This is a genomic window from Halosaccharopolyspora lacisalsi (assembly GCF_014137975.1).
GTDB lineage: Bacteria > Actinomycetota > Actinomycetes > Mycobacteriales > Pseudonocardiaceae > Halosaccharopolyspora > Halosaccharopolyspora lacisalsi.
Window position 1 is genome coordinate 684,237 of the sequence record NZ_JACGWZ010000001.1, and the last position, 25,273, is coordinate 709,509.

The window sequence follows — 25,273 nt, forward strand, 5'->3', positions numbered from 1 at the left end:
CTCCGCGAAAGGGCACGTCAGGGCAGGCGGTGAGCAGTCGTGAGAAACGAGCCCGGCGCCGCCAAGGCGCCACTGGTCGGGTACTTAGAGCACCGGAGGAGGCGTCATCGCCTAGACGACGCGGACCCCTCAGCGGGTCCGCCGCAGCCGGTGCCCCCACGAGTTTAACGAAGAACTCACTTATACCGACGAAGGGATGCGAAAACTTTTGAGGTGTTCACGGGTCGGTCTGCCTGGCTGGTCGGTGTGGTAGCTCCCGGAGTGCGACTTCTCTCCCCGCGCCGCTCAGCGAACCAACCCGCGCACCCTCCTCTCAGGCGGGGACGATGACGCAGAGCTGGCGATCGGCCTCGCGCTCCACGCGCAGGTCGGCTTCCTTGGCCACGGTCAGCACGTCTTCCACGGTGCGTGGTTCCTCCGGGGCGCGCCCCAGCGCACGGGCGAGTTTGCCCTTGTGGGACTTGTTGTGGTGACTCACGACCTTGCGCTTGCCCGTGGAGTCCTCGGAGAGCACCCGCACCTCGACCGCGCCGGGAACCTTGGCCAACGCCGCGTAAGCCCCCGAACGCAGGTCCACCACGAAGTCGTCGACTTCGGCCAGCACGGGTTCCAGCACCGGGCGCCACACACCGCGCAGCGTGCCGACGCGCGGCAGGTTGCCGGACGCCGACAGCCGGTAAGCCGGGATCGCATCGGTGCCGCGCACGAGGCCGAACAGCGCCGATACCACCGCCAGTCGCCGCTCCGCCCGAGCACGTTCCCGCTCGGGCAGCGAGCCGATGTCGAGCGCGTCGTAGAGCACTCCGGTGTAGCGTCGCAGCGCCGGTGCGGTCGGGGACTCCCGCAGTTCGGCGTTGCGCTGAACCTCCTCCGCCTGTCGCTCGGACAGCCCCAGTGCCTCCAGGCTGCTCGGTACGTCGTCGGCGAGGTCGGTCAGGGCTTCGATCAGCCGGTGCCGAGTCGGAGTGAGTTCGGGGGTCGACAAGGCGTCGAGATCCAGCGGAGGACCTTCGCCACCTGCGGCTTTCGTTTCCGAAGGAGGAAGCAGAACCAGCACGGTGGCCAGGCTAAGGGGTTCGGTCACGACCGTGCTCGGCGGCCACCTGCAGTTCGGACGGGCCGTGGACGACCGAGCGGGGAGAACGTCCACAGCCGGTCACGAGCACGACCCCGAAGACGAGAAAACCTCATTTTCGTGTCCTGCGCGAGGTCCCCGCCGTCGCGGAACAGCCGGGTCACCGAAAGAATCACGGGCAGTGACGGAGCTCCGGTGGGCGGTCGCTAAGCTGCTCGGTAACCCTTACCACACGACGAGGAGCGAGCAGCCGTGATCACGAGGATGTCGACGTTGTTCCTGCGTACCCTGCGTGAGGATCCGGCCGACGCCGAGGTGCCGAGTCACCGGCTGCTCGTGCGCGCCGGATACGTGCGCCGCGTCGCCCCCGGCATCTACTCGTGGCTGCCACTGGGGCTGCGGGTGCTGCACAACGTCGAGCGGATCGTGCGCGAGGAGATGGACGCCATCGGTGCGCAGGAGATCCACCTGCCCGCGCTGCTGCCCAAGGAACCCTACGAGCAGACCAACCGCTGGACCGAGTACGGCCCGAACATGTTCCGCCTCAGGGATCGCAAGGGCGGCGACTACCTGCTCGGGCCGACGCACGAGGAGCTGTTCGCCCAGACCGTCAAGGGCGAGTACAACTCCTACCGGGACTTTCCGGTTTACCTCTACCAGATCCAGACCAAGTACCGCGACGAGGAGCGTCCCCGCGCGGGAATCCTGCGCGGGCGCGAGTTCGTCATGAAGGACTCCTACTCCTTCGACCTCGACGACGACGGACTGCGGTCCTCCTACGAGCGGCACCGCGGTGCCTACATCCGCCTCTTCGACCGGGTCGGATTGCGCTACGTGATCGTGGCGGCAACCTCGGGGGCGATGGGCGGATCGGCTTCCGAGGAGTTCCTCGCGGAGAGCATCACCGGTGAGGACACCTTCGTGCGCAGCACGGAATCGGGTTTCGCGGCCAACGTCGAGGCCGTGACCACTCCCGCGCCCGCCGCCGGGTCGGTCGAGGGCAAGCCCGCCGCCGAGGTGCACCACACTCCCGACACGCCGACCATCGAGACGCTGGTCGACTTCCTCGACTCCTCCGGCGAGCGCGGGTTCACCGCCGCGGACACGCTGAAGAACGTGCTGGTCAAGACCCGGCAGCCGGGTACCCGGGAGTGGGAGCTGCTGGCCGTGGGAGTGCCCGGTGACCGCGAGGTGGACATGAAGCGGTTGGAGGCGGCGCTGGAACCGGCCGAGGTGGAGCTGCTGGAGGACGCCGACTTCGCCGCGAACCCGTTCCTGGTCAAGGGCTACGTCGGTCCGAAGGCGGTGCAGGACAACGGCGTGCGCTACCTGGTCGATCCCCGGATCGTCACCGGCACGGCCTGGGTCACCGGTGCCGACAAGGCCGACCACCACGTCGTCGACCTCGTGTGCGGGCGCGACTTCACCCCGGACGGCACCGTCGAGGCCGCCGACGTGCGCGAGGGGGACCCGTCGCCGGACGGCAACGGCACCCTGGAGGCGGCCCGGGGCATCGAGATCGGCCACATCTTCCAGCTCGGCCGCAAGTACACCGACGCGATCTCGCTGGACGCGCTGGGTCAGGACGGCAAGCCCAAGCGGGTCACGATGGGCTCCTACGGAGTCGGCGTGTCGCGGATGATCGCCGCGATCGCCGAGCAGCACCACGACTCGTCGGGGCTGGTGTGGCCGCGCGAGGTCGCCCCCGCCGACGTGCACGTGGTCGTGGCGGGCAAGGACGACACCGTCCGCGAGGGCGCCGAGCGGATCTCCGCCGAGCTGGACGAGGCGGGCGTGCGCGTGATCCTCGACGACCGTGGGGTCTCTCCCGGGGTCAAGTTCGCCGACGCCGAGCTGGTGGGCGTTCCGACGATCGTGGTGGTCGGCAAGGGGTTGACCAAGGGCGTGGTCGAGGTCAAGGACCGCGCCACGGGTGAGGGCACCGAGGTCTCCGCCGACTCCGTCGTCGGGCATCTCGTCGGTCTCGTGCGGAGCTGAGCGCGAGCGCTGTGCCGTGCCGTCGTCGGATGTCCGGTTCGAATCCGGGCGAGAAAGACCGCTCGACCGTGTTCCCAGCGGAGCGGCGGAGTTTCATACTCGGGGAGTAGTCCTGTTGAGCGCGTGCAGGGGGCCGTCATGACTACTTCCACAGTCCAGAAGTGGCACCTCAAGGGAGACTGGTTCGACGCCTGCAAGTGCGCGATCCCGTGTCCCTGCTCGTTCGCCCAGCCGCCGACCTACGGTGACTGCGAGGGCATCCTGCTGTGGCACGTCCGCGAGGGTCGCTACGGGGACACTCGGCTGGATGGTCTCAACGTCGTCATGCTCGCTTCGTTCACCGGCAACGTGTGGAGCGGTGAGCACACCGACCCCTACGCCGCCGTCTTCGTCGACGAGCACGCCGACGACGACCAGCGCGGGGCTCTGCGAGCCGTCTTCAGTGGCGACGCGGGGGGCTGGCCGGCCCGGTTCGGCGAGATGTTTCGACCCGAGATGCGGGGGATGGAGTTCGCGCCGATCGAAGCAACGATCGATGACGAGCTCGCGACGTGGAGCGTGCGTGTGCCCGACAGGGCCGAGGCCACGGTCGAGGCATTGACCGGTCCCACCACGGCGGAGGGCGAACGCGTCCAGGTGCACAACCTGCCGGGTGCCGAGGTGGGGCCCGGGCAGGGGCCGTCGACCTGGGGCAAGGCCGTCACCAACCGGGCCGACGCCTTCGGTTTCCGCTGGGACCGCTCCGGCTACTCCAGTAAGCTCATCCCGTTCGAGTGGTCCGGTCCGGACGGGACGTGACTCGTCAGGCGCAGGGGCGCGGCATTCCCTCGTTGCGCACCTGGTCGAGAGCGGAGTTGCTGCTGGCCGGGGTCCTGCTCGTGCTGGCGGCAGGGGCCTGGCTGCTCACCAGCGGTTTGGCCGTGCCCGACATGCGGATGGGGATCCTCACCGGGATGCCGCCGACGGAACCGCGGACGCGGTCGTTGCCGATCGCCTTCGTCCTGTTCCTGATCACCTGGGTGGTGATGATGGCGGCGATGATGCTGCCGAGCATCGCCCCGTTCACGGTGGGTGTCGGCCGGCTCCTCGGGACGCGTGCCGGCCCCGGCGCCCTGACCGCGCTGACGGTCGGCTACCTGCTCGTGTGGAGCGCGTCCGGGGTGTTCGGCTACTCCGTCGTACGCGGGTTCGAGGCTCTCGCCACGGGCGGCAGCGCGATCGCCGTGCGTGCGGGAGCAGTCGTGCTGCTGCTCGCGGGCGCTTATCAGTTCACACCGTTCAAGCAGTGGTGCCTGGTGCGCTGCCGGTCGCCGCTGGCATTGGTGATCCGGTACGCGGACTTGGCGAGCCGAAGCAGAAGGGGAGCGCTCCGGGTCGGCCTCTACCACGGTGGCTACTGCTTGGGTTGCTGCTGGGCTCTGATGGCGGTCCTGCTGGCAGCAGGAGCGATGAGTCTCGTGTGGATGGCCGTTGTCGCCGCAGCGATCGCGGTGGAGAAGGTTCTCCCCCGTGGCGAGATGTTCGGCTATGCGGTCGGCGTGCTGCTGGTCGCCCCGGGAATCGCCCTGCTGGTCGCTCCTCGCCTGGTGACCGTGGTGGCGTAGAACTCCGGCGCGGGAGGCGGGAACCGGCTCCACCCCGACTCGCCGGTGAGCGCTCGTCGACCGTCGCCGCCTGCTGAGCGCCGTGGACTGTTGGGTTTACTCGGCCGTGAGATCGGGCGAGGAGCGGACCCGGTGGTGATCGCGGTCAGGCGGGGTGGGGCGAATCGGGCGCCGCCGGTTGTCGTGCAGCTCGTGGAAGACCTCGGCCGTGCCGCAGGACCCGTGTCGGGGTGGCTACCACCGGCGACCCCTCGGGAAAGTCGTGCCACCTCGTGTGCGTTTCGTCCTGCGTGGACCGTGTGCGTGTCGGCAGGATCGTCCTCGGCGTCGGTGCGGTTCACCCGCGTCCGTCGCTGCGGTGGTTATCTGGTTTGGCGCGAACCCCGTCGGAATGCGATCCGGGCGGCGAAGGAAACCGGGACCGGCCGGCGATCGGTCGGGGACCAGCGCGTCGACACGAAGCGGAGCGCTGCTCGAGGCTTGGAGGCCGCCCTCACCTCACCGGGCGGACGGTGTCGATGACGCGGGAGACGGCCGTGGCGCCTTCGGCGGACGGCCGCGCGGCGGGGCGGGCTTTCTCCCCCGCCGCCACGACGACCACGTAGCTGTTCTCGCCCCTGAGGGCGATCACGCCGAGTTTCGACTCGGTGGGCGCGCACGGCTTTCCGGACGGCATGGTGACCGTGGCTTCCGTCCGGACCGCGTCGACACCATCGACCGTCACCGCCCGCGGCTGCTTCACGCGCACCTGCGGGCGTGCCTGCTCGTACAGCGTGCGTCCCATGGTGCGCGCGAACTCCACGGCCGTGGTCTCCAGCGTCTTCGTCGGTTTCACGGCGGTACTGCCCACCGTGCCGATCACGCGGTCGCGACCGTCGCAGGTGTATCCGGGGCCGTTGGCCAGTCCCCGGAACGCGACATCGCCCAGCGCGGGCACGTCGAAGGTCTCCTCCGGAGGGAACACCCGCCAGTCGGCGGGCACGTCGTAGGCGATCCGGGAACGTGAGTTGTACGCGACCGCCCAGCCGGGGACCCGGGACGGCGGGCCCGATGACGGTCTCCGCGGTTGGTCGGTCGGCGACGCCGATTGCGCCTTCGGTTCGGAACCGCGGTTGCCCAGCAGCACACCGGCGGTGACCGCGCCCGCGAGCACCAGCACCAGCGTCGCGGCGAACGCGATCGCGAGGTACCGGCGTCGCTTCGGGGGCCTGCCGTCGGGCGGCAGCGGATCCTCGAACATGCCGGTCCCGTCGTGAGGAGGCCGTCCCCGCGCGGAGTGCGGCCCCGGGTAACCGCCATAGCCGCCCGGAGGTGGCTGGTTCCGGGGTCCGGCCTGGCTCCAATCGCCGTGCTGCCCACCATTCGGCCACGTCACGTCACGCACCGTACCGCGTGGTCCCGTGGCCGGGGAACGATCAGCCCGCCAGGAAGCTCAGCCGCACGTGGCGGCTCGGGTTGTCGGTGTTGGTGTCCACCAGGCACACCGACTGCCAGGTCCCCAGCGTCATCCTGCCCCCGAGCACCGGGATCGAGGCGTAGGGCGGGACGACGGCGGGCAGGACGTGGTCGCGACCGTGACCGGGTGAGCCGTGGCGGTGCCGCCACCGGTTGTCCGCGGGCAGCAGGTCACGCAACGCGGTGAGCAGGTCGTCGTCGCTGCCCGCTCCGGTCTCGATGATCGCCAGTCCCGCGGTGGCGTGCGGTACCCACACGTGGAGCAGACCGTCGCTACCCCCGACACCGTCGAGGAAGCGCTCGCACTCGGCGTTGAGTTCGTGGACGACCTCGGTCGAACCGGTCCGGATCTCGATTTCCTCACTGTGCATGCCTTCCACGCTAATGACGACACGGATAGATTGACCCGGTGCGTGAGGCATTCGGGGAAACCTTCGACGTCGAGCCGGGATACCTCAACACCGCGAGCATCGGCGTCCCTCCCGCTTCGGCGGCCGTGGCGGTCGCCGAAGCGGTGAGCCGGTGGAGCCGGGGTCTGGACACCGCGGCGGACTTCGACGCCTCCGTGGCCTCGGCCCGAGCGGCCTTCGCCGATCTCGTCGGTGTTCCGAGCGAGCGGATCGCCTCCGGCGCGACGGTATCGCAGCTCGTCGGCTTGGTGGCGGCGGGAGTTCCGGACGGTTCCCGCGTCCTCGTCGCCGAGAACGAGTTCACCAGCGTCACCTTCCCGTTCGCCGCCCAGGCCGATCGGGGAGTGCGGGTCGCCGAGGCGGAGCTGACCGAGCTCGCCGAACGCGCGGGTGAGTACGACGTGGTCGCGGTCAGCGCCGTGCAGTCCGGTGACGGACGCGTGGTCGACCTCGACGGCCTGCGTCGCGCCGCTCGGACCCACGGGACGCGGGTGCTGCTCGACGTCAGTCAGGCGGCGGGATGGATGCCGTTACGCCTCGACTGGGCGGACTGGGTGGTGGGAGCGGCGTACAAGTGGCTGCTCTCCCCGCGCGGTGCGGCTTGGTTGGCGGTGCACCCCGACACGGCGGAGCTTCGGCCGAACAGCGCGAACTGGTACGCGGGGGAACACCCCTGGGACAGCATCTACGGATTGCCGCTGCGCCTGGCCGGCAACGCACGTGCCCTCGACCTCTCACCCGTGTGGTTCGCCCAGGTCGGTGCGTCCGTGGCGATGAGTCGGCTCGCCGGCCTCGACATGACCGAGGTGCACGGGCACTGCGTCGGTCTCGCCGACGCGTTCCGCGCCGCGCTCGGCATGCCCGCGGCGGGGTCCGCGATCGTGGCGGTGGACGCCCCGGACGCGGTCTCGCGGCTGGCCGAGGCCGGCGTGCGGTGCTCGGCGAGGGCGGGCAGGGCGCGGCTCGCGTTCCACCTCCACAACACTGCCGATGACGTGGACACGGCGGTACGAGCAGTGCGAACAGCGTGAACATCGCGGTTGGCGCATGTGGTGTTCTGCTGCGCCTCGATACCCGCTACGGTAGGTGCCCGTGTCGGAGGACCACGGTGCACCCGAACAGGGGACGGAAACGCAGGCTGACTTCCAGCGCGGTGACACCGCGCCCATGAAGGCGGTCGGGTCCCCCGCCGGGGGTGGCCACGATCGGGAGCAGCTTCCGTCCGAGCCCGCGGTCCCGCCCGGTTCGCAGGACCGGACCCGCCCCTCCTTTCCGCCACCGGCTCCCCCCCAACCTTCGACGACGGGTGGGCGACAGCCCGCACAACCGGCACAGCCCGCACAGCCGGCACAGCCTCATGTCGCCTGGCCTTCGAACCCTCCGCAGCCCCCGAGCAGTCCCCCCACGGCTCAGCACCCCGGTGGTCAACCCACCGGAAATCCACCACCCGGCCACAGCCCGGGCAGTCCCCCCGCGGCGCGGCCGGATTCCGTGCCGGGCGGAGCACCGCCACCTCCGGCCGAGTCGGTCCCGCCCACAGGGCGAAGATCGACCGAGTCGCGGAGTCCTTCCGGCATCACCCCCGTCGGTTGGCTCCTGCGGGGACTGGCGCTGTGTGCCGTGTCCGTGCTCTCGGGAGTGCTGTGGCTGACGCTCGGGCCCGACTCCCCGAACCAGGACCAGCAGCCGAACCCCCGGACCGAAACCCAGCAGGGGAAGTACCGGTTCGAGCTCGTCCGGCGGGAGGAGGGCTCCCGCAACTGCCAGAGCATCTCGACGTCCAAGATCGCGGAGTACTTCGCCCAGCACTCGTGCGCCCACTTCACCCGTGCGCTCTACACCACGACGCTGCCGGGGGGAGAACAGGTGTTGACCTCCGTGGTCACCGCCAAGATGGGGGGTTCCGGGGTCGCCGCGCAGTTGGAGCAGCTGACCACGCGCAACGCCACCGGAAACATCCAGGACCTCGTCTCTGCCGGTCGGTCGGTGCCGGACGACTTTCCCGGCCTCAGCCACGACTACGGCTACGCCTCCCAGCAACAGGGACAGCTCGTGGTGATCGGGGAGTCGGCCTACTTCGAGCGTCCCGACCACGAGGACGCCCGGTTGAAGAAGGTGACGGTGGACGCGCTGCGCCTGGGATGGCCCCAGGACAAGGCCCCCGACTGACCCCGCGGAAAAGCCTCAGGGCTTGCCGGGAAAGGCCTGGGCGGCCGGCTGCTTGTCGATGGTGATGCGCCAGCGCGTGGCTCGGGTGGCCGCGTTGGTGAGCCCATCGAGAGCGGTGCGGCGTAGTTGCGCCCCCTCCGAGGTCTCCAACACCGAGCGCCAGCCGATCGCGCAGTCCTCCTCGGAGGTGATGAGCAGCTGGACGGCCGTCCGTTGGTCTTCGACCTCGGACGGGAGTTGGTAGGCCGGTGCGGCGGGAGCGGGGGTGACTCCCGCGTCGCGCAGCAGCCGCTCGGCGGCGTCGCGGTGCGCGCGGTGACCGTCGGCCGCCTCGGTGATGGCCGAAGCGACTCGCTGCTCGGAGGCGTAGGCCCTGGTCAGTCCCGCCAGCCAGATCGCGGCCTGCTCGGCCCGGAGTACGCTGCGCAGGGCGTCCTCGGTCTTCGTCGACAGCTGAGCACTCATCTCAGTACCTCCAGTAGGCTCGCGCAACCGGCCGAGACCGATCCGGCCAGTCCCGCCCGGTTGGACGGCGCCCAGGAGACCAGGTCGGCGGCCTGTTTCCGCGCGGCACGCAATGCCTCGCGCAGCGCCTTCTCCGCGGCATCGGACGAGGCTGGGGTGGAGGGTGCGGGAGGCGATTTCGAGGAGTTCTTCTCCCCCCCGGGAGGATTTACCCGATCGATTTCCCGTTGCAGGGCGCTCGCGTGTTCGTCACGGACCGAGCCGATCATGGTGGCGCTTTGCGAGAGGCCGGGATAGGCCTTGGCCACGGCTCGGGCCAACGCCGCGTCCGACCGCGCGCGAGTGACCAGCGCCTTCAGCGGATCGGGCCCCTCGGCCCCCGAACCCGCTGCGCAGCCGGCGGTGAATGCGGCGGCTACCGGTACCAGTGCCGCCATGCGCAGCATGTCTCTGCGGCCGAAAGGACCGGACTGCGAGGATGGTTCCACGGGTTTCCATCCTGCCAGGCCGGTTCGCACGGGCTCGGCGGGATGTCGTGTGATCGGCACCACCGGAATGTTTGGGCCGTTTCGGTGATTGACCGAGCACGTTGCCGAATGGTCCGCGCCGCGCCGAGCCGTGGGCGGACGCGATACGCTGGAGGACCGCGACCGGTGCGAGGCGCTGGTCGCGGGAGTTTCGCTGTCCGACGTCGTCGTGACGGCGAGATGCCGGATGCTCGCTGCACCGTGAACGTCACCCACCTTCGATCGAGCTTGGAGTGCCCATCGTGTCCAACCCGCCGCGCGACGAGATCGTCGCGCGTCTGGAACCCGCCGTAGCCGAGGCCGTGGCGGCCGTGGGCTTCGACCTCGAAGAACTCGACATCCAGCTGGCCGGGCGGCGCCGGCTGGTCAAGGTGGTCATCGACGCCGACGCGGGCGTCGGACTCGACGACATCACCACCGTCAGCCGCGAGCTCTCGAAGCTGCTGGACGAGCACGAGCACGTCTTGGCGGGGTCCTACAACCTCGAGGTGACCTCACCGGGTGTGGATCGTCCCCTGACCAAGCCGCGGCACTGGAAGCGCGCACTTCACCGCCTGGTCAGGATCCGTCTCGCCGACGGTGGTGACCTGCTGGCCCGTGCTGGTGCCGCCGAGGATGGCAGTGTGGTGGTTCTGGCCGCCGGGGAGATCCGGCGGCTGACCTATCGCGAGATCGAACACGCGGTGGTTGAGGTGGAGTTTCAGCAACCACCGGCACAAGACCTGGTCAAGCTCGATCGGGCTGCGGGCGTCGTCGCCTCCCGCGGTGACGACGGGGAGAACACGGAGGAGTCGAGGTGAACGTCGACATCGCCGCGCTGCGGGCGATCGAACGCGACAAGGACATTCCATTCGAAACAGTCCTACAGGCGATCGAGTCCGCACTGCTGACGGCTTACCGGCACACCGAGGGGCACCAGCCGCATGCTCGGGTGGAGGTCGATCGCAAGACCGGCAGCGTGCGTGTTATTGCTCACAGCCTGGCCCCGGACGGGAGCGTGGAAGAGGAATGGGAGGACACGCCGGAGGGCTTCGGCCGCATCGCGGCGACCACGGCCAGGCAGGTGATCCTGCAGCGGCTGCGGGACGCTGAGCACGAGAAGACCTACGGGGAGTTCCAGACCAAGGAAGGCGAGATCCTCGGCGGGGTCATCCAGCGCGACGCCAAGGCGAACTCGCGCGGGATGGTCGTGGTCGAGATCGGTGACAACGAGGGCGTGATTCCGGCCGCCGAGCAGGTTCCGGGCGAGCGGTACGACCACGGGAGCCGGATCAAGTGCTACGTCGTCGGGGTTTCGCGCAGCGTCCGGGGGCCGCAGGTCACGCTCTCGCGTACGCACCCCAACCTGGTGCGGCGGCTGTTCGCCCTGGAGGTTCCCGAGATCGCCGACGGCACGGTGGAGCTGCCCGCCGTGGCCAGGGAGGCCGGACACCGCTCCAAGATCGCGGTGCAGTGCACGGTCAGTGGCGTCAACGCCAAGGGTGCCTGCATCGGGCCGATGGGCGCGCGAGTGCGCAACGTGATGAGCGAGCTGGGCGGGGAGAAGATCGACATCATCGACTTCTCCGAGGACCCGGCGACGTTCGTGGGTAACGCGCTCTCTCCGGCCAAGGTAGTATCGGTGGAGGTGGTCGACGAGCGGGCCAAGGCCGCTCGTGTGATCGTGCCGGACTTCCAGCTGTCACTGGCGATCGGCAAGGAGGGCCAGAACGCCCGACTGGCCGCTCGGCTGACCGGATGGCGCATCGATATCCGCAGTGACGCCGATCCGAGCTCGCCGACGACGTCGGCCGGACATCCCGGAGCGCAGCGACCCGACGAGCCGTCGATCGAAGCCGCCGTGGACGATCTGCCGACCGTGGGTTCGGCTGAGTGAGGAAGACGGGTTAGAATCACAGGTGGCTCGACGCGAGGGAGCGAGAATCCGACCACGATCCACCGGTGTCCGTGTTGACAACCACGGGCCGGTTCGTACGTGCGTGGGGTGCCGGACCCGAACTCGGGCCTGCGAGCTGCTCCGAGTGGTGGCCGAGGACGGTGGTGCCCATCGCGTCGCCGTCCCCGATCCCCATCGCGGACAACCGGGCAGGGGTGCTTGGTTGCATCCCGATCCAGAGTGTCTGCGGTTGGCCGAACGACGTCGTGCCTTCCCGCGGGCGCTCCGCGTGCGGGGGAGTATCGACCTTTCGGCGGTACGGGCGCACCTGGAGTGAGTGGTTCGCGAAAATGACCGGCACGGGAAGCTCCCGTGCTTGGCAGTTGAAGGAAGCAGGTCGACCCGTCATGAATCAGCCGTGAAGCTGAAGCCATGAACGCGCACCGGCGATAGGACGAGGTCGAGCGGGACTGCCGCCCGGCCTCACCCAGATGAGGAGAGCAGTGGCAGGCAAGGCCCGCGTGCATGAGCTCGCCAAAGAGCTCGGCGTAACAAGCAAGGACGTACTCAACAAACTCGCCTCGCAGGGCGAGTACGTGAAGTCCGCGTCGTCAACGGTGGAGGCACCCGTGGCGCGCAGGCTTCGCGACGCGTTCCCGAAGGGGGGCGCGTCCAACAAGGGAGACAAGGGCGGCGCCAACGGCAAGACCGGTGACGGCGCTCAGCCGTCCTCCGGCGACCAGGCGCCTGCGGCCGACAGCGATGCCACCGCGCCGAAGCCCGGCCCGCGGCCGTCGTCGACCGAGGCACCCAAGCCCGGTCCGAAACCCGGCCCCAAACCGGGCCCCAAGCCCGGTCCGCGGCCGGAGTCGAAGCCGCAGGCACCGACTCCCGAAACCCAACCATTCGAACAGGCCCCCACGGCGCAGTCCGGTCAGTCCGCTCCGGCGGAGGCCGCGCAGTCCGACCAGGGGGGCGCGCAGTCCGACCAGGGGGGCGCGCAGTCCGGTCAGGCTTCCGGCGAGCAAGCCGGTGGTGGCCAGGCCGCACCGCGGTCCGAGCGTCAGGCGGGACCGAAGCCGGGTCCCAAGCCCGGGCCGAAACCCGGCCCGAAGCCGGGCCCCAAGCAGGGCGCGCAGTCCGAGGGCGACGGCTCCGTCGTGCCGCCGAAGCCGCAGTCACCCAAGCCCGGCCCGCGTTCGCCGCGCGCCGGCAACAACCCGTTCGGCGTTGGCAGCGGCGCGCCGCAGCAGCGCCCCAAGGACGGTAAGCAGGGTGGCCAGGGCGGCCCCGGTAAGCAGGGTGGCCCCGGCGGACAGGGCAAGCAGGGCGGTCCCAAGCCGGGCGGCCAGCCCAACCAGGGCGGCAAGCCGGGCGGTCAGCGTCCGGACCGTCAGGGCCAGTCCCAGCAGGGGCAGGGCCAGGGCGGCCAGGGTGCCGGTGCGGCGCCTGCCGCCGGTTCCGGCGGTGACGGCGGCGGTGGCAACCGTCCGAACCCCGGCATGATGCCCCCGCGTCCGAACCCCGGCATGATGCCGTCGCGTCCGGCACGTCCCGGTGGCGGCTCCGGTGGTCCCGGCAAGCAGGGCGGCCCCGGTAAGCAGGGTGGTCCCGGCGGTGGTCCCGGCGGTGGTCGCGGCGGCGGTACTGGTGCTCCCAGCGGTCCCGGCGGCGGTCGCGGCGGTGGCGGTGGTCGTCCCGGCGGCGGTGCCGGTGGCGGCGGTGCCCCCGGCGGCGGTGCGCCCCCGGGCGGTGGCTTCCGCGGTCGTCCCGGCGGCGGTGGTCGTCCCGGCGGTGGCCGTGGCGGTACGGCCGGTGCCTTCGGTCGTCCCGGTGGTCCGGCGCGCCGTGGTCGCAAGTCCAAGCGGCAGAAGCGCCAGGAGTACATGGACAACATGCAGGCGCCGTCGGTGGGCGGTGTTCGCCTGCCGCGCGGTAACGGCGAGCCTCTTCGCCTGCGCCGTGGCGCCTCGCTGACCGACTTCGCCGAGAAGATCAACGCCAACCCGGCTTCGCTGGTACAGGCGATGTTCCATCTCGGCGAGATGGTCACCGCGACCCAGTCCGTCTCCGACGAGGTCCTGGAACTGCTGGGCCAGGAGATGAACTACAAGATCGAGATGGTCAGCCCGGAGGACGAGGACCGGGAGCTCCTGGAGTCCTTCAGCCTCAGCCTCGGGGATCAGGGCAGTTCCGAGGAGCAGCTCGTTTCCCGGCCTCCGGTGGTCACGGTCATGGGTCACGTCGACCACGGCAAGACCCGGCTGCTGGACACCATCCGCAAGGCCAACGTCCAGGAGGGCGAGGCCGGCGGTATCACCCAGCACATCGGTGCCTACCAGGTCGAAACCGAGCTGGAGGGCAAGCAGCGTCCGGTCACCTTCATCGACACCCCCGGTCACGAGGCGTTCACCGCCATGCGTGCCCGCGGTGCGAAGTCGACCGACATCGCGGTGCTGGTCGTGGCCGCCGACGACGGCGTCATGCCCCAGACGGTGGAGGCGATCAATCACGCCCAGGCCGCTGGTGTGCCGATCGTGGTCGCGATCAACAAGATCGACGTCGAGGGGGCCAACCCGGACAAGATCCGCCAGCAGCTCACCGAGTACAGCCTGGTCGCCGAGGAGTTCGGCGGCGAAACGATGTTCGTCGAGATCTCTGCCCGCCAGAGCGTGAACATCGAGGGTCTGCTGGAGGCGATCCTGCTGACGGCCGACGCCTCCCTGGATCTGCGGGCGAACCCGCAGATGGAGGCCCAGGGCGTGGCCATCGAGGCGCACTTGGACAAGGGCCGCGGGCCGGTGGCGACAGTGCTGGTTCAGCGCGGGTCGCTGCGGGTCGGGGACTCGGTGGTCGCCGGTGGCGCTCACGGCCGGGTGCGTCGGATGATCAACGAGCACGACAAGGACGTCACCGCGGCACTGCCCTCGCGTCCGGTGCAGGTCATCGGTTTCACCTCGATTCCGGGCGCCGGGGACACCTTCCTGGTGGTCAACGAGGACCGCACCGCGCGGCAGATCGCCGATCGGCGTTCGGCCCGCATCCGCGAGGCCCAGAACGCGGCCAAGCGCAAGCGCGTCAGCCTCGAGGACCTGGACAAGGTGCTCAAGGAGACCAGGCAGCTCAACCTGATCATCAAGGGTGACAACTCGGGTACCGTCGAGGCGCTCGAGGAATCCCTGAACAAGATCGACGTGGGCGAAGAGGTCGAGCTCCGCGTCATCCACCGCGGTGTCGGTGGGATCAACGAGAGCGACGTGAACCTCGCCACCGCCGAGAACACCATCGTGCTGGGCTTCAACGTCCGGCCCGAGGGCAAGGCGGCCGAGACCGCCACTCGTGCGGGCGTGGAGATCCGGTACTACTCGGTGATCTACCGGGCGATCGAGGACATCGAGCAGGCCCTCAAGGGCATGCTCAAGCCCGAGTACGAGGAGGTCGACCTCGGCAGGGCGGAGGTCCGAGAGGTCTACAAGTCCTCGAAGGTCGGTACCATCGCCGGTTGCATGGTCACCGAGGGCATCATGCGCCGCAACGCCAAGGCGCGGTTGCTCCGTGACAGCGTCGTGGTCGCCAACAACCTCAGCGTGAACTCGCTGAAGCGGTTCAAGGACGACTCGACCGAGGTCCGTGACGGTTTCGAGTGTGGTCTGACCCTGGGGTCGTTCTCCGACATCCGCGAGGGCGACTTCGTCGAGACCTACGAGATGCGGGAGAAGCCGCGTACCTGACGTCGCCCGTTCCGGGGCCCGGGCCACAGTGGTCCGGGCCCCGGTCGGTTCGGGACCGCAAAACGAGGTGACGTGATGTACGTCGGTGCGTTGGAACTGGACGTGTTGCTCGGTGACGTCCACTCCCTGAAGCAGAAGCGGGGGCTGGTACGGCCGGTGGTCGCCGAGCTGCGACGCCGTTTCGAGGTCGCCGCGGCCGAGGTCGGTGAGCAGGACGTCTACCGACGAGCCCTGATCGGGGCTTCCGCGGTTTCCGGGGATGCTTCGCACGTGCGGGAGGTGCTCGACTCGTGTGAGCGAGCGGTCGCCGATCGCCCCGAGCTGGAGCTGCTCTCGTCGAGGCAACGAATGCTGGGACCAGAAGACTAGGGGCGACCCGGGAGCCGGGCCGCCGAGGACGTACGGAGGAGGTGCGCCGTGGCTGATACGGCGCGCGCCCGGAGGCTCGCCAAACGGATCGCCCGGATCGTGGCCTCGGGGCTGGAGCACGAGGTCAAGGACCATCGATTGGCGATGGTGACGATCACCGACGCCCGCCTGACGGCGGATCTGCGGGACGCGACCGTGTACTACACGGTCCTTGGTGACGATGTCGACCACAGCTCCACGGCCGTGGCACTGGACAGCGCCACGGGCGTGCTGCGCTCGCGGGTGGGACGGCAGTTGGGCGTGCGGTTCACGCCGACCCTGGCCTTCGTCGCCGATACGATTCCGAACGACGTGCGCAGGCTGGACGAGGTGCTGGCCGAGGCCAGGGAAGCGGATGCCGAGGTCGCCCGGCTGGCTTCGACCGCCGAACCGGCGGGCGAGGCGGACCCGTACCGCGATTCGGACGTCGAGCCCGATGATCGGGACGGGGGCGACGAAGCGACCGGCAGCGACGAGGATCGCTCCGGGCATGGAGACGGTTGAGTGCCGGTGGGCGGACCTCGGCCGAGACACCGGACAGGTGGTGCGGAGGTGACCGAGTGAGCGGGCAGTCCGAAACCGCGGGAGACACCGATGTGGCCGCCGCGCTGTCCGGAGTCGCCCGGCTGCTGGAAACGGCACGGGACGTGACGCTGTTCGCCCACGTTCACCCGGACGCGGATGCGCTCGGCAGCGCGCTCGCGCTCGCCACGGTGCTGCGGCGGCGTGGCACCACCGTTCGGGTCTCCTTCGGCACTCCCGACGAGCCGCCGCCGTCGCTGCGTGTGCTGGACGGGCAGGAGTTCGTGGTTTCCGCCGACGAAGTACCCGCTGCCGTGCCACTGCTGGTGGTGCTGGACACCGGTAGCCTTCAGCGGCTCGGAAAGCTCGCCGACCGCGTCGAGGGCGCGATCGCGGCCGGTGGCGAGGTCGTCGTGATCGACCACCACGTCGCCAACACCCGCTTCGGCACTCGTCACGTGATCGACGACCGCGCCGAGGCGACGGCCCTGCTCGTGCTCCGACTGATGGACGAGATGGGCGCGACCGTGGACCTGGAACCGGCCCGCTGCCTCTACGCCGGGCTCGTCACCGATACGCGCTCGTTCCGCAACGCCGGACCAGGAGCGCACCGGGTGGCGGCCCGCCTGATCGAGGCCGGTGTCGAGCCGGAGTCGGTCACTCGCTGCCTGATGGACACGCACCCGTTCGGCTGGCTGGAGATGCTGGCGAGCGTGCTGGGGAAGGCGCAGCTGGAGTCGTCCGCGGCGCGCGGTCTCGGTTTCGTGCACGCGACGGTCGGGCTCGCGGAGTCCGACGGCCTGCGTGGCGAGGAGCTCGACAGCGTCATCGACGTGGTGCGAACGACCGCCGAAGCCGAGGTCGCCGCCGTGCTCAAGGAGATGACCCCGGGGCACTGGTCGGTGTCGCTGCGGGCGGACAGCCGCGTCGACGTCGGCTGGGTCGCCGCGGAATGCGGAGGTGGCGGCCACCGGCTCGCCTCCGGGTTCACCGCCGATGATTCGGCCGCGGACATTCTCGCCGCGCTGCGCGCGGCTCTGAGCCGCGCTCCGCTGCTCGACTGACCCCACCCCGGTGGGGTGGCCGATTTCGGTGAAACTCGCTACACGCTGCGCACTGTGCCCGAGATCGTGAACCACGGTCGCTACGATGCTCCCGGCCGCGCCGGCGGCGAGCACGAGCAACCGTAGCCCGTCGTGTCAGCGGCCTTATCGAGAGTCCGGACGGGTCCGGGGCGACAGGGAGAGAGTGTGTCCGACACGGGGGAGCGAGTGCCGCTGCGGCGCTTGCTGGCATTGGCGGTACCCGCGCTGGGGGTGCTGGCGGCCGAACCGCTGTACGTACTGGTCGACACGGCCGTCGTCGGACACCTGGGGGCGGTTCCGCTGGCCGGGTTGGCGCTGGGCGGAACGCTGTTCACGGTCGTGTCCAGCCAGCTCACCTTCCTGTCCTACGGCACCACCGCCCGCACGGCCCGGCTGCACGGAGCGGGCCGCAGGCGGGACGCCGTGGCCGAGGGCGCGCAGGCCACCTGGCTGGGGGTGGGCGTCGGTGTGGTTCTGATGCTGCTCGCCCAGCTGCTGGCCGTACCGGTGGCCGAGCTGCTGGCCGGACCCGGCCCCATCGCCGACGCGGCGGCGAGCTGGCTGCGCATCGCGCTGCTCGGCGCTCCGCTGGTGCTGGTGACCCTCGCCGGGCACGGCTGGATGCGGGGCGTCCAGGACACCAGACGCCCCCTGTACTTCGTGCTCACCGGCAACGCCGTGTCGGCGGTGCTCTGTCCGGTGTTGGTGTATCCGCTGGGCTGGGGGCTGGAAGGCTCGGCGGTGGCCAACCTCGTCGGTCAGACCATCGTCGCGGCGCTGTTCCTGCGCGCCCTCGTGGTGGAGCGCGTGCCGATGAGGCCGGAGTTCGCCAAGATGCGTGCCCAGCTCGGGCTCGGCCGTGACCTGGTGCTGCGCACCCTGGCGTTCCAGGCCTGCTTCCTGTCCGCGACCTCGGTCGCGGCCCGCTTCGGTGCGGAGACCGCCGCCGCCCACCAGGTGGTCTGGCAGCTGTGGTCGTTCCTGGCCCTGGTGCACGACTCCATCGCGATCGCGGCGCAGTCGTTGGTCGGCGCGGCGCTGGGGCGCGAGTCCGCTCGGCACGCCAAGGGGATCGCCCGGCAGGTCACCTGGTACGGGCTGGGCTTCGGATTCCTGCTCGGCCTGGTGTTCGCGGGCCTGTACGGGATCCTGCCGACCCTGTTCACCACCGACCCCGCGGTGCTGGCCGAGATCCCCCAGGTCTGGTGGTTCTTCGTCGGACTGCAGCCGATCGCCGGTGTCGTGTTCGCGCTGGACGGGGTCTTCCTCGGCGCGGGGGACGCCGCGTACCTGCGCACGGCGACGATGCTCAGCGCGGCGATCGGTTACCTGCCGCTGATCTGGCTCTCGCTGGCTTTCGGCTGGGGCCTGGTGGGCATCTGGACCGGCCTGAGCCTGTTCATGCTCGGCAGGTTGTTGACCCTCCTGCTTCGGGCGCGCTCCGGGCGTTGGGCGGTAACCGGCCTCACGACCGCCGACACGGCCGCGTGACCGGTGAACGCGTCGTCGTGGCACTTTCCACCGCCACGACGACGCGCGTTCAATCCTGCCAGAACCAGTCGGTGCCGCGGATCTGCTTGAGCGCTTCGCGCCGGGCCTCGGGATCGAGCCGCTGCACGTAGACCATGCCGTCCAGGTGGTCGACCTCGTGCTGCAGGCACCGGGCCATGAGCCCGGAACCGGACACGGTCACCGGCTCGTCGTTCAGGTCCACGCCGCGGACCACGGCGTAATCGCCACGACGGGTGGGAAAGCTCAGGCCCGGCACGGACAGGCACCCCTCCTCGTCCTCCTGCTCCCCGGAGACCTCCACGAGTTCCGGATTGAGCACGTAGCCGATCTCGCCCTCGACGTTGTAGCTGAACGCGCGTAGGCTCACGCCGATCTGCGGTGCCGCCACCCCTGCGTGCCCCGGAGCGTCGACGGTGTCCAGCAGGTCGGTCACCACCGCCCGCGTCCTGTCGTCGAACGTCGTCACCGGGTCGGCCACCGTTCGTAGCACCGGGTCGCCGAAGCGCCGGATCGGTCTGAAAGTCACTGCTCGTCCTCCTCGGTCGCTCGAAACCCTAACCGCCGCGGTCGTGCCCCCGTGACGGGAGGTACTGCGAATGGGGGATGATGAAGCGCCGTGTCACAACGGTCCCGTAGCTCGCGTGCCCCCGTCCCGCCCGGCCTGCTGGTGGTGGACAAACCCGCAGGCATGACCTCGCACGACGTCGTCGCGCGGGTGCGCCGCATCATGGGGACGCGCAAGGTCGGCCACGCGGGCACGCTCGACCCGATGGCCACCGGGGTCCTGGTGCTGGGGCTGGAGCGGGCCACGAAGCTGCTGGGGCACCTGGCGCTGGACACCAAGGCCTACCTGTCGACCATCAGCCTCGGTGCGGCCACGACCACCGACGACGCCGAGGGCGAGCAGCTGTCCGAGACCGACGCCTCCGGCGTGGACGAGGAGGCGATCCACTCGGCCATCGCGGCCCTGACCGGCGAGATCCAGCAGGTTCCGAGCTCGGTCAGCGCGGTCAAGGTCAACGGCAAGCGCGCCTACGAGCTCGCTCGGCAGGGCGAGTCGGTGGAACTGGAGTCGCGCCCGGTGACCGTCTCGCGTTTCGACCTGCTCGCGCTGCGGCGCACCGAGACGACCACGGAGCTGGACGTGCTGGTGGAGTGCTCCTCGGGCACGTACGTGCGTGCGCTGGCCCGCGATCTCGGTGAGCAGCTCGGTGTCGGCGGTCACCTGGGGCAGTTGCGCCGCACGAGGGTCGGTCCGTTCGGGTTGGCCACGGTGCGCACGCTGGAGCAGCTCGAGGCCGAGCCGGAGCTGTCGATGGATCTGGACGGCGCGGTGGCCACGGCGTTCCCGCGCATCGACGTCACCGCCGCCACGGCTCGGTCGCTGACCTACGGCCAAGCGGTCACGGGTGCGGGCGTGACCGGTACCTACGGCATGTTCGACCCACAGGGGCGGGCCGTGGCCCTGGTCCGCGACGAGGGGCGAACCGCCAAGCCCGCGCTCGTGCTCACCCCGGCGGGCTGAGCTCCGTCCGGGCGGGTGGCACCTGTGGTGCGTTCGATCCTCAAGGGGGTGCTCGCCCTCCGGTTCGCGACCGGGGGCGAGCCACCGATGCTGTCATTTCGTCCCGCTGTTTGTGACGCTGTGCTCCCGAGTGCGCACATCGCGACCGGGCAACAATAAGCGTCGAAACTGGATCTTTTCGTGTTCGCGGGCAGCTCTCTCGTGCGGCGTCAGGGGCCGTCCGTTTCGCGTCGAAGAATTCGAGGGGAACCGATCGAGTGGTGCCGTGCACATCGACGACGTCGATTGTCGCTGTGGTCGCGATCTCGCGCTGCGTAGTGTGAACGCGGAGATTTCGGTTGGCGTGACGGCGCTGCTCGGGCCGGACGGGGCGGGGAAGAGCACGCTGCTGGGGTTGCTCTCGACGGCTCGGACAGCGTGCGCAACGCAGAAAAGCACCGGAATTCCATCGGGTCTCTGCCGCAGCGGTTCGCGGCACCGAATCACCTGACCGTCTCCGGGTTCCTGACCCTGTCGGCGTGGTGGCGCAGAGTTCCCGGCAGGCAACGGAAGAGCGCCGTCGAGCAGGCGCTGCGGATGACATCGCTGCAGGACCGCGCCGGGAGCAAGGTCGGCCACCTGTCCGGAGGAATGCTGTGCCGCCTGGGATCGCCCAGCTCGTGGTGAACTCGCCGACGATGCTGCTGCTCGATGAACCGACCGTGGGGCTCGATCCGCGCCAACGCGGTGAGCTGCGCGAAGTGATCACCGACATCGGCGAGACGCGGAGGTCCTGGTCGGCACGCACCTCCCCGAGGACGTCGTGGCCGTGGCCGCGCTGGATCGGGGAGAGCGGTCGACGACTGGGCCGCCGCTTCCGGGCACATCCAGCAGTCGGGCATTCGGCCGCTCGCTCTGGTGGCCACCGTGGCGGCCTGGGACACCTCGCGAATACGGCGTATCGGTGCCGATGGACTGGAGCGCACGTACCCGCGTTCCGCATTGGCGCACCTGCTCCTGAGTGGTGTTCCCGCTCTGGTCGTCGGCTTACTTTCGTACGGGGCCATTTTCCTGACCGTGACGCTTTCCGTGAACGGAGGCGGATCGCCGTACTGGTACTACCTCGGTGTCGGTGCGATGATGTTCGTCGCCGCGGTGGCCATCGGAGTGGCAGGTGGACACTGGTTGCCGCCGTGCCCGGCCGCGCCCTCCGTGGGCATCGCTCTCCGGCTGCGCTTGGCCTGCGGATCGATCAGCGGTGGTGGCCGGTACCGCGCTCGTGGATTCACGCAGTTTCCAACTCCTGACGGAAACGGCAACCACAGCCGGTGTGCCGTGAGGATTGGGGCGTGACGGTCTGCATGTGGCCCGCGCGCAGTCGGGACATCGATCGCTGGCCGTCGGCGGCGCAACGGTACCGATCCGCTTTCGCCGAACTGGGGCCGCGACCTCGTCGCTTCGTCGAACACGGGCTGGACTGGTCGAGTCCTTCGGGGGAAAGCTCGGCTCGATCGACGGGGGAGCCCCGGATTTCGAACTGACCGAACCCTTGGCCCTGCCTCGTGTTTACGGTCGACCGCCCGAATGTGCCAAGACAGGCCCCAACAGCTACGGCTACTACGCGGGAGTCGAGGCGCGTGAAGTGTTGGCCGGCTGGTTCAGGCGCGAGATTCGCCCACAACTGTCACCCGAGACGCTGGTGAACCCGACCCGGGTCGGTGGCATGCGTGCCCTGCTGGCCGTTCCGGAAGCCGAGCGGGTCGCCTGGATTCATGAAGTGGTGGCGGCCAAGAACGACTGCGTGACACCGATGCCGGAGCTGCCGTGAACATCGCCTGGTTGCTGTTGCGCGCGTACCGCTGGCCCGCCTTCGTCGTGCTGTGCGCGGTGCTGGCCGTCCTGCACGCGATGGCGGGTGACAGCGTGATCCCCGTTCCGGTACCGAACGATTTCGTGAACCTCGACGTGCCACTCGGGATTTTCAGCCCCCGCTGCTGGCCTGCCTGATCGGGCTCTACCTGCGACCGCCCACCAGGCTGTGGGACACCAGTCCGCAGCGGCAGCGGGCGGTCCGCGCGGCGCTGGTGGCGGCCCTGTTCGTCGCCGGATTCCTCGCCTACGTCCTGCGCGGCCCACGCCCCGAGCAGTAGCGGCGGTCCGGTCTCGCCGCCGGGTGGGCGTTACCGGTGGTCCGGTAACATGTACGTGGTTGTGTAGCCAGCCATGGATTCGCAAGCATCCTGTCGACGAGATGCCCCGCGGTCCGGTCAGCCCGGCAGAAGTGTCTCGCCTTGCGGCGCCTCGCTTAAGTCGGGTTGTCGGTGCTGGCTTCCTTCTCTCGGCAGGACAACCGGGAGAAGACCTGATGATCATTCGCGAGCCGTCCTCATCCGAGGAGACGGCGGGTACCGAGAACACGCGGCCGAGTGGTTCCGTCAGGCCGTCCGCGTTGACGAGTGGCCTGTTGATAGGGGAACAGGTCGATCAGGTGGGTCTTTATCACCACGATCTGATCGCCGACCGCTGGACGTGGTCCCCCGAGCTGTACCGCATCCACGGATTCGATCCGGACGGCACCGAGCCGACCACCGAGCTGCTGCTGGCCCACAAGCACCCGGACGATCGGCAGTACTTCGCCGACATCATCGCCGACGCCCGCGCGACCGGGGCCTCGTTCAGCTGCCGGCACCGCATCGTCACCACCGAGCAGCAGCACCGGCTCGCCATCATGATCGGCGAGGTGGAGTGCGGCGACGACGGTACCGCCACCGCGATGCACGGATACTTCGTCGACCTCGGTGCCGAGTCCGACGCGCAGCAGTCCGAGAACAGCGAGGTCCAGCACCTGCGCTACGCGCTGGCCTCCCGGGTCCCCATCGAGCAGGCGAAGGGCATGATCATGCATGCCTACGGCTGCACGGCCACGGCCGCCTTCCGGATTCTCATCACCGTGTCCCAGAGCGCCAACCGCAAGCTTCGCCTCATCGCCGAGGAACTGACCGAGGCCCTGACCACCGGCAGCGCCCTGCCCGAGATGTGTCGCCAGGCCCTGGAGGACCAGCTGCACCAGTTGAGCACGCCGGACGGCGGCCGCCGGCGGTGACGCGGACGACGAACTCTGGTGGCAGTCCTGCGGACAGCGTCGGCGTGGGCCGATAGGGTTATCGACCGTGCAGCGTTGGCGTGGTTTGGAACGGATCCCCGGTGGTTGGGGCCGGTGCGTGGTCACCATCGGGGTCTTCGACGGAGTGCATCGCGGGCATCAGGCGCTGATCGGTCAGGCCGTGCGACGGGCGCGTCAGCGGGGACTGCCCTGCGTGATGATGACCTTTGATCCGCATCCCGCCGAGGTCGTGCGTCCCGGGAGTCACCCGGCGCAGCTGACCACTCTGGAGCGGCGCGCGGAGCTGGCCGAACAGCTCGGGGTGGACGTCTTCTGCGTGCTGCCGTTCACCGCGGAGGTCTCGCGGATGCCGCCCGACGAGTTCGTGCACGAGATCCTCGTGGAACGGTTGCACGCGGCCGTGGTCGTCGTCGGTGAGAACTTCACCTTCGGCCACAAGGCCGCCGGGGACATCGAGCTGCTCAAGACGCTGGGGCAGCGGTTCGGGTTCGACACCGAGCCCGCCGACCTGCTCGCCGGACCCACCGACGGTTCCGGCGCGGACTCCTCGGTGACCTTCTCCTCGACCTACATCCGCGCCTGCATCGACGCCGGTGACGTCGAGGCCGCCGCCGCCGCGCTGGGGCGTCACCACCAGCTCGAGGGCATCGTGGTGCGCGGTGCGGGGCGCGGTGGCCGCGAGCTCGGTTACCCGACGGCGAACCTGTCGCTGCCGGAGTACGCCGCGATCCCCGCCGACGGTGTTTACGCGTGCTGGTTCACCCACCGGCGCCGCGGCTCGGCCGAGCCGGGACGCACGCTTCCCGCCGCGGTCTCGGTGGGCAGCAATCCGACCTTCTCCGGTACCGAGCGCACGGTCGAGGCGTTCGTCCTCGACGTCGACGCCGACTTCTACGGCGAGTACGCGGAACTGGACTTCGTGCACCGGCTGCGGGGGATGGTGCGCTTCGACTCCGCCGAGGAACTGGTCGAGCAGATGAACCGGGACGTGATCGACACACGTGCCCGGCTGGGGGCGAGCGGGTGAATTCCGCTCCCGCGTGACACGGACGGCCCGCGGGACCACCCGGAAGGCCCGCCGTCACCGGAGTATTTTTCGGATTCGGGCACTACGGGTGCCTCCGAGCTGGCAGGATGCGGTTTCGAGGTAGCGCCGAGAAGGCCCGCACCGGGGGAGCGAAGGTGGAAGAGCAGCAGAGCGTCCAGCGGAACCTGGCGCTGCAGCGGCAGTGGTACGGGGAACCGCTGGGCGACCGGGTGCGCCGCCTGATCGTGGCGTTTCGGACCTCGCAGGCCCACATCGCCGAGGTGCTGGGCATCAGCGGCCCGATGTTGAGTCAGGTGATGAGCGGGCGGCGGGCCAAGATCGGCAATCCCTCGGTGCTGGCGCGGCTGGTCATGCTGGAACGCAAGGTGCTCATGCCCGGTGTGGCGGCGGGGGAGTCCGAGGCCGTGGCGCAGGCGCTGGAGGACGTGCGTTGCTCGCGCCCCTCGCTGGCCCGGGAGAACAATCCGCCGGTGCAGCGCGCCAACGGGGAGGAGTCGGCCTGGCCGGTGCTGCGCGAGGTGGCCCGGCCCAGTGAGCTGGAACTGGTCGCGGAACTGATCGACGGTGACTACCCGGCGCTGGCCGAACTGCTACGCAGGGCCGCTGCCGGGGACTCCGCCTGAGGAGCGCTCGTCCCGGGGCGAAATCCGGTTCCGCGCGAGACCGGGTAACTACCGCAAGCGGAAAAGACGGTTGCGCAGCTTCGGTTTCGGAGGAGCGGGACCCGCGTTTTCCGGTCAAATCGACCCCACGCCGCCGA

The 25,273-nt window shown here is 69.8% G+C and carries 27 protein-coding genes; 20 read left to right on the plus strand and 7 right to left on the minus strand.

Annotated elements, in window-relative coordinates; all coding sequences use genetic code 11:
- Positions 1-313 precede the first annotated feature (313 nt).
- Positions 314-1,057 (minus strand): peroxide stress protein YaaA, encoded by a 744-nt coding sequence (gene yaaA / locus FHX42_RS03340; RefSeq protein ID WP_182543477.1) that lies wholly within the window; start codon positions 1,055-1,057, stop codon positions 314-316.
- Between the two features lie 270 nt (positions 1,058-1,327).
- On the opposite strand from yaaA, the gene FHX42_RS03345 reads away from it, so the two are divergent.
- The 3 genes from FHX42_RS03345 (at position 1,328) to FHX42_RS03355 (ending at position 4,677) form a co-directional block, all read left to right on the plus strand.
- The gene (locus tag FHX42_RS03345; protein WP_182542669.1) at positions 1,328-3,073 is read left to right on the plus strand and encodes a proline--tRNA ligase; all 1,746 of its coding nucleotides are present in this window, start codon (positions 1,328-1,330) and stop codon (positions 3,071-3,073) included.
- A 138-nt stretch (positions 3,074-3,211) separates the two neighbouring features.
- Complete coding sequence (locus FHX42_RS03350) at positions 3,212-3,871, plus strand: DUF1326 domain-containing protein (RefSeq protein WP_182542670.1); 660 nt, start codon at positions 3,212-3,214, stop codon at positions 3,869-3,871.
- The gene (locus FHX42_RS03355) at positions 3,868-4,677 is read left to right on the plus strand and encodes a DUF2182 domain-containing protein (protein ID WP_182542671.1); all 810 of its coding nucleotides are present in this window, start codon (positions 3,868-3,870) and stop codon (positions 4,675-4,677) included. Before FHX42_RS03350 ends, FHX42_RS03355 begins: the two co-directional genes overlap by 4 nt.
- Before the next feature lie 493 nt (positions 4,678-5,170).
- Here the strand turns inward: FHX42_RS03355 and FHX42_RS03360 are convergent, their stop codons facing one another.
- The gene (locus FHX42_RS03360; protein ID WP_182542672.1) at positions 5,171-6,052 is read right to left on the minus strand and encodes a hypothetical protein; all 882 of its coding nucleotides are present in this window, start codon (positions 6,050-6,052) and stop codon (positions 5,171-5,173) included.
- A gap of 40 nt (positions 6,053-6,092) precedes the next feature.
- Complete coding sequence (locus FHX42_RS03365; RefSeq protein WP_182542673.1) at positions 6,093-6,503, minus strand: YjbQ family protein; 411 nt, start codon at positions 6,501-6,503, stop codon at positions 6,093-6,095.
- A gap of 38 nt (positions 6,504-6,541) precedes the next feature.
- Here FHX42_RS03365 and FHX42_RS03370 point away from each other — a divergent pair, with 38 nt between their 5' ends.
- Both FHX42_RS03370 and FHX42_RS03375 read left to right on the plus strand, forming a co-directional pair.
- Positions 6,542-7,573 carry an aminotransferase class V-fold PLP-dependent enzyme gene (locus FHX42_RS03370; RefSeq protein WP_182542674.1) on the plus strand — a complete coding sequence of 344 codons (1,032 nt, stop codon included), beginning with the start codon at positions 6,542-6,544 and terminating at the stop codon, positions 7,571-7,573.
- Positions 7,574-8,162: 589 nt separating this feature from the next.
- Positions 8,163-8,711 carry a hypothetical protein gene (locus FHX42_RS03375; protein ID WP_182542675.1) on the plus strand — a complete coding sequence of 183 codons (549 nt, stop codon included), beginning with the start codon at positions 8,163-8,165 and terminating at the stop codon, positions 8,709-8,711.
- Positions 8,712-8,726: 15 nt separating this feature from the next.
- Here FHX42_RS03375 and FHX42_RS03380 read toward each other — a convergent pair whose 3' ends face one another.
- Together FHX42_RS03380 and FHX42_RS03385 are read right to left on the minus strand one after the other, a co-directional pair.
- Positions 8,727-9,176, minus strand: a complete 450-nt coding sequence (locus FHX42_RS03380) for a ferritin-like domain-containing protein (protein WP_182542676.1) — start codon at positions 9,174-9,176, stop codon at positions 8,727-8,729.
- Entirely contained in the window at positions 9,173-9,664 is a 492-nt protein-coding gene (locus FHX42_RS03385; RefSeq protein ID WP_328795878.1) for a hypothetical protein, read from the minus strand. The genes FHX42_RS03380 and FHX42_RS03385 overlap by 4 nt, the downstream gene beginning before the upstream one ends.
- Positions 9,665-9,945: 281 nt before the next feature.
- Between FHX42_RS03385 and rimP the strand changes: the two genes are divergently transcribed.
- From rimP to FHX42_RS03425, 8 genes are all read left to right on the plus strand, one after another.
- Entirely contained in the window at positions 9,946-10,503 is a 558-nt protein-coding gene (gene rimP, locus FHX42_RS03390; RefSeq protein WP_182542677.1) for a ribosome maturation factor RimP, read from the plus strand.
- On the plus strand, positions 10,500-11,579 hold the full coding sequence (gene nusA, locus FHX42_RS03395; RefSeq protein WP_182542678.1) for a transcription termination factor NusA: 1,080 nt from the start codon (positions 10,500-10,502) through the stop codon (positions 11,577-11,579). The genes rimP and nusA overlap by 4 nt, the downstream gene beginning before the upstream one ends.
- A 148-nt stretch (positions 11,580-11,727) precedes the next feature.
- Positions 11,728-11,916 (plus strand): YlxR family protein, encoded by a 189-nt coding sequence (locus FHX42_RS26260; RefSeq protein ID WP_328795956.1) that lies wholly within the window; start codon positions 11,728-11,730, stop codon positions 11,914-11,916.
- A gap of 166 nt (positions 11,917-12,082) precedes the next feature.
- Entirely contained in the window at positions 12,083-15,310 is a 3,228-nt protein-coding gene (infB, locus tag FHX42_RS26945) for a translation initiation factor IF-2 (protein ID WP_182542679.1), read from the plus strand.
- Positions 15,311-15,385: 75 nt separating this feature from the next.
- Positions 15,386-15,679, plus strand: coding sequence for a DUF503 domain-containing protein (locus tag FHX42_RS03410; RefSeq protein ID WP_182542680.1), 294 nt, complete (start codon positions 15,386-15,388; stop codon positions 15,677-15,679).
- Between the two features lie 48 nt (positions 15,680-15,727).
- Entirely contained in the window at positions 15,728-16,222 is a 495-nt protein-coding gene (gene rbfA / locus FHX42_RS03415; RefSeq protein WP_182542681.1) for a 30S ribosome-binding factor RbfA, read from the plus strand.
- 56 nt (positions 16,223-16,278) lie between these two features.
- On the plus strand, positions 16,279-17,304 hold the full coding sequence (locus FHX42_RS03420; RefSeq protein WP_328795879.1) for a DHH family phosphoesterase: 1,026 nt from the start codon (positions 16,279-16,281) through the stop codon (positions 17,302-17,304).
- Between the two features lie 186 nt (positions 17,305-17,490).
- Positions 17,491-18,816 carry an MATE family efflux transporter gene (locus FHX42_RS03425; RefSeq protein ID WP_182542682.1) on the plus strand — a complete coding sequence of 442 codons (1,326 nt, stop codon included), beginning with the start codon at positions 17,491-17,493 and terminating at the stop codon, positions 18,814-18,816.
- Positions 18,817-18,865: 49 nt separating this feature from the next.
- On the opposite strand, the gene def is transcribed toward FHX42_RS03425, so the two are convergent.
- Positions 18,866-19,363 (minus strand): peptide deformylase, encoded by a 498-nt coding sequence (gene def, locus FHX42_RS03430; RefSeq protein WP_182542683.1) that lies wholly within the window; start codon positions 19,361-19,363, stop codon positions 18,866-18,868.
- A 90-nt stretch (positions 19,364-19,453) separates the two neighbouring features.
- Here def and truB point away from each other — a divergent pair, with 90 nt between their 5' ends.
- Together truB and FHX42_RS03440 are read left to right on the plus strand one after the other, a co-directional pair.
- A complete protein-coding gene (gene truB / locus FHX42_RS03435; RefSeq protein ID WP_182542684.1) occupies positions 19,454-20,362 on the plus strand; it encodes a tRNA pseudouridine(55) synthase TruB in 909 nt (302 codons plus the stop codon).
- Positions 20,363-20,779: 417 nt separating this feature from the next.
- Positions 20,780-21,028 carry a P-loop NTPase family protein gene (locus tag FHX42_RS03440; protein ID WP_182542685.1) on the plus strand — a complete coding sequence of 83 codons (249 nt, stop codon included), beginning with the start codon at positions 20,780-20,782 and terminating at the stop codon, positions 21,026-21,028.
- A gap of 431 nt (positions 21,029-21,459) precedes the next feature.
- Here FHX42_RS03440 and FHX42_RS03445 read toward each other — a convergent pair whose 3' ends face one another.
- Positions 21,460-21,630: a hypothetical protein gene (locus tag FHX42_RS03445; protein ID WP_182542686.1), complete on the minus strand. Its 171-nt coding sequence runs from the start codon at positions 21,628-21,630 to the stop codon at positions 21,460-21,462.
- A gap of 74 nt (positions 21,631-21,704) precedes the next feature.
- Here FHX42_RS03445 and FHX42_RS03450 point away from each other — a divergent pair, with 74 nt between their 5' ends.
- The 5 genes from FHX42_RS03450 (at position 21,705) to FHX42_RS03470 (ending at position 25,136) form a co-directional block, all read left to right on the plus strand.
- Positions 21,705-22,169 (plus strand): hypothetical protein, encoded by a 465-nt coding sequence (locus tag FHX42_RS03450; RefSeq protein ID WP_182542687.1) that lies wholly within the window; start codon positions 21,705-21,707, stop codon positions 22,167-22,169.
- A complete protein-coding gene (locus FHX42_RS03455; protein ID WP_182542688.1) occupies positions 22,166-22,348 on the plus strand; it encodes a hypothetical protein in 183 nt (60 codons plus the stop codon). The genes FHX42_RS03450 and FHX42_RS03455 overlap by 4 nt, the downstream gene beginning before the upstream one ends.
- A gap of 358 nt (positions 22,349-22,706) precedes the next feature.
- Positions 22,707-23,444 carry a PAS and ANTAR domain-containing protein gene (locus tag FHX42_RS03460; RefSeq protein ID WP_182542689.1) on the plus strand — a complete coding sequence of 246 codons (738 nt, stop codon included), beginning with the start codon at positions 22,707-22,709 and terminating at the stop codon, positions 23,442-23,444.
- Positions 23,445-23,511: 67 nt separating this feature from the next.
- Positions 23,512-24,492, plus strand: a complete 981-nt coding sequence (locus FHX42_RS03465) for a bifunctional riboflavin kinase/FAD synthetase (RefSeq protein ID WP_182542690.1) — start codon at positions 23,512-23,514, stop codon at positions 24,490-24,492.
- A 155-nt stretch (positions 24,493-24,647) separates the two neighbouring features.
- Entirely contained in the window at positions 24,648-25,136 is a 489-nt protein-coding gene (locus FHX42_RS03470) for an XRE family transcriptional regulator (RefSeq protein WP_182542691.1), read from the plus strand.
- Positions 25,137-25,273 lie beyond the last annotated feature (137 nt).

Excerpts from the sequence above, each read along its gene's own strand:
- FHX42_RS03350 (WP_182542670.1), top strand. The coding sequence starts at position 3,212 with ATGACTACTTCCACAGTCCAGAAGTGGCACCTCAAGGGAGACTGGTTC.
- FHX42_RS03365 (WP_182542673.1), bottom strand. The coding sequence starts at position 6,503 with ATGCACAGTGAGGAAATCGAGATCCGGACCGGTTCGACCGAGGTCGTC.
- FHX42_RS03380 (WP_182542676.1), bottom strand. The coding sequence starts at position 9,176 with ATGAGTGCTCAGCTGTCGACGAAGACCGAGGACGCCCTGCGCAGCGTA.
- FHX42_RS03410 (WP_182542680.1), top strand. The coding sequence starts at position 15,386 with ATGTACGTCGGTGCGTTGGAACTGGACGTGTTGCTCGGTGACGTCCAC.
- FHX42_RS03460 (WP_182542689.1), top strand. The coding sequence starts at position 22,707 with ATGATCATTCGCGAGCCGTCCTCATCCGAGGAGACGGCGGGTACCGAG.